This window comes from Rothia amarae (assembly GCF_042677725.1).
Lineage (GTDB): Bacteria > Actinomycetota > Actinomycetes > Actinomycetales > Micrococcaceae > Rothia > Rothia amarae.
The window spans coordinates 1-1,269 of sequence record NZ_JBHUCN010000018.1; the positions used below are offsets into that span (position 1 = coordinate 1).

Sequence of the window (1,269 nt, forward strand, 5' to 3'; positions counted from 1 at the left end):
GTGAAACATCTCAGTACCCGCTGGAAGAGAAAATAAATAATGATTCTGTGAGTAGTGGCGAGCGAAAGCGGATGAGACTAAACCTGTGGTGTGTGATACCGGTTGAGGGTTGCATCATGGGGGTTGTGGGAGTCAGCGTGGTAGGTTCAATCGCCTGCTGAGTCGATGTTGTGTTGTGTAGGTGAACATCTTGGGATGGATGGCCGGAGAGGGTGAGAGTCCCGTAACCGAAATGTGACACGCCGATTGTTGATCACCCGAGTAGCACGGAACTCGTGGAATTTCGTGTGAATCTGCCAGGACCACCTGGTAAGTCTAAATACTTCTTGATGACCGATAGTGAATCAGTACCGTGAGGGAATGGTGAAAAGTACCCCGGGAGGGGAGTGAAATAGTACCTGAAACCGTGTGCTTACAAGCCGTTGGAGCCTTGTGGGGTGACAGCGTGCCTTTTGAAGAATGAGCCTGCGAGTTAGTGTTCTGTCGCGAGGTTAACCCGTGTGGGGAAGCCGTAGCGAAAGCGAGTCTGAATAGGGCGTTTGAGTGGCAGGATCTAGACCCGAAGCGGAGTGATCTATCCATGGCCAGGTTGAAGCGACGGTAAGACGTCGTGGAGGACCGAACCCACTTCAGTTGAAAATGGAGGGGATGAGCTGTGGATAGGGGTGAAAGGCCAATCAAACTCTGTGATAGCTGGTTCTCCCCGAAATGCATTTAGGTGCAGCGTCGTGTGTTTCTTGTTGGAGGTAGAGCTACTGGTTGGCCGATGGGCCGTATTGGTTACTGACGTCAGCCAAACTCCGAATGCCAATAAGTGAGAGCGCGGCAGTGAGACAGTGGGGGATAAGCTTCATTGTCGAGAGGGAAACAGCCCAGACCATCAATTAAGGTCCCTAAGCGTGTACTAAGTGGGAAAGGATGTGGAGTTGCTGAGACAACCAGGAGGTTGGCTTAGAAGCAGCCATCCTTGAAAGAGTGCGTAATAGCTCACTGGTCAAGTGATTCTGCGCCGATAATGTAGCGGGGCTCAAGTACACCACCGAAATTATGGCAATGTGTTTTAGACATGTTGGGTAGGGGAGCGTCGTGTATCCGGTGAAGCTGCGGTGTGAACTAGTGGTGGAGGGTATGCGAGTGAGAATGCAGGCATGAGTAGCGAATCACGGGTGAGAAACCCGTGCGCCGGATGATCAAGGGTTCCAGGGTCAAGCTAATCTGCCCTGGGTTAGTCGGGGCCTAAGGCGAGGCCGACAGGCGTAGTCGATGGAT

1 rRNA gene is annotated in these 1,269 nt (G+C 52.3%); it reads left to right on the forward strand.

Annotated features, from left to right (window positions below):
- A 23S ribosomal RNA gene (locus tag ACFR81_RS10890) occupies positions 1–1,269 on the forward strand; the annotation flags it as partial.